Source organism: Acinetobacter sp. UBA5934, assembly GCF_002430855.1.
Lineage (GTDB): Bacteria > Pseudomonadota > Gammaproteobacteria > Pseudomonadales > Moraxellaceae > Acinetobacter.
This window is the reverse complement of sequence record NZ_DJDC01000197.1, coordinates 1-6883: the sequence shown is the minus strand read 5'-3', so window position 1 is coordinate 6883 and position 6883 is coordinate 1. Positions and strand designations below refer to the sequence as shown.

Genomic DNA, 6883 nt, shown 5'->3' with positions numbered 1-6883 from the left:
AACTTTCGGGGTGCAGATTATAAAGACGGGTTTTTAAATGGATTCAATTTATTTATCCAGTGCAGGAGTGGCAGCAGCAATGGCGGCAGCAACAGCATCATCTTCAGATTGCGTTTCACTATTTGACTTGGCTGATGCTTCCGGAACCGGTTTTGGTTCAGCTTGTGGTGCTTCAGGTTTAGGAGTTGCTGGCTTTGGTTCAGCTTTTGGTGCTTCAGCAGCATTTTGCTGAGATACTTCACGACGAATTACAGTAGTGGTATTTGCTGTTTCTTCGCGTTCAATTTCTACTTGGGCTGGCGCTTGAGCTTCGCTATTTTCAGCAGCTTCCAAAGGTATGGCTTCTGCAGGCTGATTCACTTGTTCAGTTTGTTGAGTGGTTTCAACCTGTTCTTGCTCATCTTCATTCGGAGTTTCTTTTTTTACACAGGCAGTTAAAAGTAAACTAGTTGCAATAGCACCACAAAGTAAAAGTTTTTTATTCATAATCGCACAAAATAAAGCATTAATTGGATGTTGCCATTATAACAGCAAATGCGAACATAAAAATCCTATCAAGTTGCTCTAATTTTTTATCGGAAATGCTGATAGAATAACCAATTGTTTATTGTTCTATGAATTGATGCGGAATGACTTTGCTTTATTGGTACAAGGTAAAGTAAAATTGCGCAACATTGCAGGCCGATTTAGGCTCGATTGTACGAGAAACCCAATGACCCATTTTATTTTCGTGACTGGTGGTGTAGTTTCATCACTAGGTAAAGGTATTTCAGCTGCTTCAGTTGCTGCACTTTTAGAAGCCCGTGGTTTAAAAGTAACCATGGTCAAAATGGATCCATACATTAATGTCGATCCAGGGACAATGAGCCCATTCCAACACGGTGAAGTTTTTGTCACAGAGGATGGTGCTGAAACTGATTTAGACTTGGGTTATTACGAACGTTTCTTACGTCGTGCGAAAATGACCAAATTAAATAACTTCACATCAGGCCGTGTTTATCAGGACGTTTTAAATAAAGAACGTCGTGGTGACTACCTTGGCGGTACAGTTCAGGTTATTCCACATATTACGGATAACATTAAAGAACGTGTACTTCGCGCAGGCGAAGGCTATGACGTTGCAATCGTTGAAATTGGCGGCACAGTAGGTGACATTGAATCTCTCCCATTCATGGAATCTGTTCGTCAGTTAATGGTAGAGCTTGGTCATAAACGCACCATGCTTATGCACTTGACCTTGCTTCCATATATCAAGTCAGCAGCAGAACTCAAAACCAAACCGACTCAGCACTCTGTAAAAGAATTACTATCTATTGGTATTCAACCAGACATCCTGATCTGCCGTACCGAGCATGATGTAGATGCCGATACTACACGCAAAATTGCCCTATTCACTAACGTTGAAGCGCGTGCGGTTGTGGTATGTAAAGATGCACGTTCTATTTATCAAATTCCACGTACATTCTATGAACAAAATGTGGATGATTTAATCTGTGAACGTTTTGGTTATAACGACCTTCCAGAAGCTGATCTTTCAGATTGGGATAACGTAGTAGAAGCATTACTGAATCCTGAATATACCGTTCGTGTCGCGATGGTAGGTAAATATGTTGAACTTCCAGATGCCTACAAATCTGTAAATGAAGCACTTTTACATGCTGGGGTTAAAAACCGCGTTAAAGTTCAAATTGACTACGTCAATGCGGAAGAACTTGAAAGCCAAGATATTGCGACAGTATTAAAAGATGCTGATGCAATCCTGGTTCCAGGCGGCTTTGGCGAACGTGGTACTGAAGGTAAAATGCAGGCGATTAAATACGCACGTGAAAATGGCGTACCTTTCCTTGGCATTTGCTTGGGTATGCAGCTTGCAGTGATCGAATATGCGCGTAACGTTGCGGGTATTAGCGATGCAACTTCTACAGAATTTAACCGTTCAACGAAGTCTCCACTCATTGGTTTAATTACTGAATGGTTAGATGAGCGTGGTGAAGTTCAGCAACGTAATGTTGATTCAGACCTTGGTGGCACCATGCGTCTAGGTGCGCAAAAATCTGAATTGGTTGCCGGTACCAAAACTTGTGAAGTGTATGGTTCAGCAGAAATCATCGAGCGTCATCGTCACCGTTACGAAATGAACAACCGTTATATCCCCGTGCTAGAAGAAAAAGGCATGAAGATTTCAGGTTATTCACCAGTACAACACTTGGTAGAAACAGTTGAAATTCCTCAACATCCTTGGTTTATTGCTGTACAATTCCATCCGGAATTTACAAGTTCACCACGTGATGGTCATCCATTGTTTGCTAGCTTTATTGATGCTGCGAAAAAGCAGTACCAAAAAACCAAATAATCGGTGCGTAGGACTAAACTAGGAAAGTTTAAATGTCGCAATTAAAACCACAAGAAATTGTACGTTTAGGCGATATACAAATGGCAAATCACTTGCCATTTGTATTATTCGGCGGAATGAATGTACTTGAGTCTAAAGACCTTGCCTTTGAAATTGCAGAAACTTATGTAGATATCTGCAAACGTCTGGAAATTCCATACGTGTTTAAAGCAAGTTTTGATAAAGCCAACCGTTCAAGCTTGAACTCTTTCCGTGGCCCAGGCTTGGAAAAAGGGATCGAGTGGTTAGCGGACATTAAAAAACATTTCAATGTACCGATCATTACCGATGTACATGAACCTTACCAAGCTGCACCTGTAGCGGAAGTGGCTGATATTATTCAGTTACCTGCATTTTTAAGTCGTCAGACTGACCTGGTTGAAGCCATGGCAAAAACAGATGCCATCATTAACATTAAAAAAGCACAGTTTCTTGCGCCACACGAAATGCGTCATATTCTGCATAAGTGTTTAGAAGCAGGGAATGACAAGCTGATTCTTTGTGAACGTGGTTCGGCATTTGGTTATAACAACTTAGTTGTAGACATGCTGGGCTTCGACATCATGAAAGAGATGAATGTTCCGGTGTTCTTTGATGTCACTCATGCCTTGCAAACTCCAGGCGGCCGTGCAGATTCTGCTGGTGGTCGCCGTGCGCAAATTACAACTTTGGCACGTGCAGGCATGGCAACTGGTTTGGCTGGTTTGTTCTTGGAAGCACATCCAGACCCAGAACATGCTAAATGTGATGGTCCATGTGCGCTGCGTATGTCGCAGCTTGAGCCGTTCTTGGCGCAGCTGAAAGAATTGGATACCTTGGTCAAAGGTTTCGAAAAGCTAGATACACATTAATTCAATACACATTGATGCGTCTTTTTTGACGCATCATTTTTATTAATCAACTGAGGAATAGTTCATGAGTCAAATCGTTGACATTCGTGCACGTGAAATTTTGGACTCTCGTGGTAACCCAACCATCGAAGCGGACGTTATCTTAGCATCTGGCGTAGTTGGCCGTGCATGTGCACCATCTGGTGCTTCAACTGGTTCTCGTGAAGCTTTAGAACTTCGTGATGGCGACAAGGCGCGTTACTTGGGTAAAGGTGTTAAAACTGCGGTTAATAACGTAAACACTTTAATCCGTGAAGCTTTAGTTGGTAAATCAGTATTTGAACAAAAAGATATTGATAACACAATGATCGCGCTTGACGGTACTGAAAACAAAGAAAAATTAGGCGCAAACGCAACTTTGGCAGTATCTTTGGCTGCTGCGCGTGCTGCTGCTGACGAAAAGAAAATTCCTCTTTTCCAATACATCGCAGACCTGCGTAACAACAGCATTTTAACGATGCCTGTTCCAATGATGAACATCCTGAACGGTGGTTCACATGCGGACAATAACGTTGACATTCAAGAGTTCATGATTGAGCCTGTAGGCTTCACTTCATTTTCTGAAGCATTACGTGCGGGCGCAGAAATCTTCCATTCTTTAAAATCAGTTTTAAAGAAACAAGGTTTGAATACTGCTGTTGGTGATGAAGGTGGTTTTGCTCCAAACTTACGTTCAAACGAAGAAGCGATTACTGTAATCCTTTCTGCGATTGAGCAAACGGGTTATAAAGCAGGTTCTGACATCATGCTTGCGCTTGACTGTGCATCTTCAGAATTCTACAAAGATGGTCAGTACATTCTTGCAGGTGAAGGCAACAAAGCATTCACAAGCAACCAGTTCTCTGACTACCTTGCAGGTCTTGTGAACCAATATCCAATTATCTCAATTGAAGATGGTCTGGACGAGTCTGATTGGGAAGGCTGGTCTTACCTGACTTCTATCCTTGGCGATAAAATCCAGTTGGTTGGCGATGACCTGTTCGTAACGAATCCGAAAATCCTGCAACGCGGTATCAACGAAAAAGTGGGTAACTCGATTCTGATTAAATACAACCAGATCGGTACCTTGACTGAAACTCTAGATGCCATCTACCTTGCGAAAGCCAATGGTTACTCTACAGTGATTTCTCACCGTTCAGGCGAAACTGAAGATTCGACGATTGCGGATCTTGCAGTAGGTACAGCAGCGGGTCAAATCAAGACCGGTTCACTTTGCCGTTCTGACCGTGTAGCAAAATATAATCAATTACTTCGTATCGAAGAATTGACTAAAGCTGCATATCGCGGTAAAGCTGAGTTCAAAGGTTTGAACTAAGCGACTGAATGCTATTTATGTTAAATGTATTCGACTCTAAGATGAGTAAAGTATTATTGGGCCTTGCGATCGTTCTGATCGCAGGGTTTCAGTACTTGTTTTGGTTTGGTGAAGGTGGTTATCACGACCATCAAAAACTGGCCCAAAAAATCCAACAACAAACAGAATTAAATACCGAACTTAAAGAACGTAACCGAGTTCTGGCTGCTGAAGTCTATGATTTGAAAAATGGGATTGAAGCCATTGAAGAGCATGCACGTTTAGACTTGGGCTTGATTAAGCCACATGAAACTTTTGTGCAAATGAGCACCATTGGTACACACTATAAACCGATTTATATTGATCCAAATGCCAAAGTTGATTTAAGAACCAATGAAAATGAAACTGGAGCACCAGTAGAAAGTGCACCATAAAATTTGGGCAGTTATTCCTGCCGCTGGTTCTGGAAGCCGTTTTTCTAAAACTGAACTTAAACAATATCAACAGATTCAAGATCAAACTGTACTTGAACATACTGTTGCACGTTTGAATCAGTTACCTTTGGAAGGTTATGTGCTGGCTATTGGTGCACAGGATGATGTTGCAAAAACCTTGGCATTATCCCATCCTGAAAAAGCCCATTTTTGTTCTGGTGGTGCAGAACGCGTCAACTCGGTGCTGAATGCCTTAACCTATCTTAAAGAATTTGCAGCTGAAGATGATTGGGTGTTTGTCCACGATGCCGCGCGGCCTTGTGTAACCCAGGATTGTTTGCAACGGTTGGTTAATACTGCCATGCAGGAGAATTGCAGCGCAATTTTGGCGATTCCTGTGCGTGATACTTTAAAATATGTGGAACAGGGAAATGTGATTGCGAAGACGGTCAGTCGCGATCATTTATGGCAAGCACAAACCCCTCAAATTTCAAAGCTGGGCATGTTAAAGCATGCGATTGAAAAAGCATTGCAGGATGGCATCAGCATTACTGACGAGGCTAGCGCTTTGGAATATGTAAGTCGGCAGGTAAAAGTGGTACAGGGCCGATCAGATAATATTAAAATTACCTATGCTGATGATCTGGAGCTGGCCAAACTGATTTTAATGTCGCAAAAGTAGAATAAAATTGGCTACAGATATATTATCTACATCGCTTTAATTTTATAATTTCTCACCTCATCTAAACGTTAAAATATTCCAAATGATACCATCACCCCAGTATCGTTTTTTACGTCACTCTTTACGTGATGGTAGAAGCATTAAACATGATTCATCCAGATGGGCCAAACTGCACCTGGATCCGTGGCTACTTTCTTTTCTTTTATTGAATTCAATGTTGGGATTGATGGTGGTTTATAGTGCCACCATGCAGGATAGCAGTATGGTGATCCGCCAGGCGACCAGTTTTGGTGTGGGTTTTATTATCATGTTTCTTTGTGCCCAGGTTCCGCCAAAAGTTTATCAGGCGGTCAGTCCATATTTTTATATGCTGGGCATGGTGCTCTTGGCATTGGTATTGGTCATTGGGGATACGCGTTTAGGGGCGAAGCGCTGGCTGACCATTCCGGGCATTGGCAGTATGCAGCCGAGTGAAATCATGAAATTTGCCATGCCGCTGATGATGGCGTGGTATTTTTCGCGTCGTGCATTTCCACCTACATTTTTGCAGATTGTGACCGGACTCATCTTCATGATGATTCCGTTTGTACTGGTAGCTCTACAGCCTGACTTAAACATTGGTCTGATTATTCCTGGTGTTTTTGTCTTGTTCCTGTGCGGAATGTCTTGGCGATTAATTTTGGGAGCACTAACGGCTTTAGCGGTTGTAGCGCCCATTCTCTGGATGTTTGTACTGCAAACCTATCAAAAGAAACGTGTTCTGACTTTGTTTGATCCGGAGTCGGATGCTTTGGGGGCAGGCTGTAACATTATTCAGTCTAAAATTGCGATCGGTTCGGGTGGTTTAACCGGTAAAGGGTATTTAACCGGAACACAGTCGCATTTGGGTTACTTGCCTGAACATCATACCGATTTCATTATGTCGGCTTATGCTGAAGAATATGGCTTTATTGGTGTGTTCTTATTATTTAGTCTGTTTGCGGCCATTATTATTCGTTGCTTAATGATTGGCTTAAATAGCTTCCATAATTTTGGACGATTATATGCGGGTGCTATCGGGCTGACGTTCTTTTTCTTTGTATTTTTAAACTCCGGTATGGCAAGCGGAATTCTGCCTGTGACTGGCGATCCTCTGCCACTGATGAGTTATGGGGGGTCGGCAGTGATTTCTTTACTGGCAAGTATGGGGAT

Annotated in this window: 7 protein-coding genes; 6 read left to right on the top strand and 1 reads right to left on the bottom strand. The window is 42.3% G+C overall.

What is annotated here, in order from left to right:
• Nucleotides 1-48: 48 nt before the first annotated feature.
• Nucleotides 49-486, bottom strand: a complete 438-nt coding sequence (locus B2Y23_RS14830) for an internalin (RefSeq protein WP_291371640.1) — start codon at nt 484-486, stop codon at nt 49-51.
• Nucleotides 487-712: 226 nt separating this feature from the next.
• Between B2Y23_RS14830 and B2Y23_RS14825 the strand changes: the two genes are divergently transcribed.
• The 6 genes from B2Y23_RS14825 to rodA all read left to right on the top strand — a co-directional run.
• Nucleotides 713-2353, top strand: a complete 1641-nt coding sequence (locus B2Y23_RS14825; protein ID WP_291371638.1) for a CTP synthase — start codon at nt 713-715, stop codon at nt 2351-2353.
• A 32-nt stretch (nt 2354-2385) separates the two neighbouring features.
• A complete protein-coding gene (gene kdsA / locus B2Y23_RS14820; RefSeq protein ID WP_291354610.1) occupies nt 2386-3243 on the top strand; it encodes a 3-deoxy-8-phosphooctulonate synthase in 858 nt (285 codons plus the stop codon).
• Between the two features lie 64 nt (nt 3244-3307).
• On the top strand, nt 3308-4597 hold the full coding sequence (gene eno / locus B2Y23_RS14815; protein WP_291371636.1) for a phosphopyruvate hydratase: 1290 nt from the start codon (nt 3308-3310) through the stop codon (nt 4595-4597).
• Between the two features lie 17 nt (nt 4598-4614).
• Complete coding sequence (gene ftsB / locus B2Y23_RS14810; protein WP_291354612.1) at nt 4615-5010, top strand: cell division protein FtsB; 396 nt, start codon at nt 4615-4617, stop codon at nt 5008-5010.
• Nucleotides 5000-5692: a 2-C-methyl-D-erythritol 4-phosphate cytidylyltransferase gene (ispD, locus tag B2Y23_RS14805; RefSeq protein ID WP_291371634.1), complete on the top strand. Its 693-nt coding sequence runs from the start codon at nt 5000-5002 to the stop codon at nt 5690-5692. Before ftsB ends, ispD begins: the two co-directional genes overlap by 11 nt.
• 82 nt (nt 5693-5774) lie before the next feature.
• On the top strand, nt 5775-6883 hold a 1109-nt coding region (gene rodA, locus B2Y23_RS14800; protein ID WP_291371632.1), incomplete at its 3' end, for a rod shape-determining protein RodA.

Excerpts from the sequence above, each read along its gene's own strand:
- B2Y23_RS14830 (WP_291371640.1), bottom strand. The coding sequence starts at position 486 with ATGAATAAAAAACTTTTACTTTGTGGTGCTATTGCAACTAGTTTACTT.
- B2Y23_RS14825 (WP_291371638.1), top strand. The coding sequence starts at position 713 with ATGACCCATTTTATTTTCGTGACTGGTGGTGTAGTTTCATCACTAGGT.
- kdsA (WP_291354610.1), top strand. The coding sequence starts at position 2,386 with ATGTCGCAATTAAAACCACAAGAAATTGTACGTTTAGGCGATATACAA.
- eno (WP_291371636.1), top strand. The coding sequence starts at position 3,308 with ATGAGTCAAATCGTTGACATTCGTGCACGTGAAATTTTGGACTCTCGT.
- ftsB (WP_291354612.1), top strand. The coding sequence starts at position 4,615 with ATGTTAAATGTATTCGACTCTAAGATGAGTAAAGTATTATTGGGCCTT.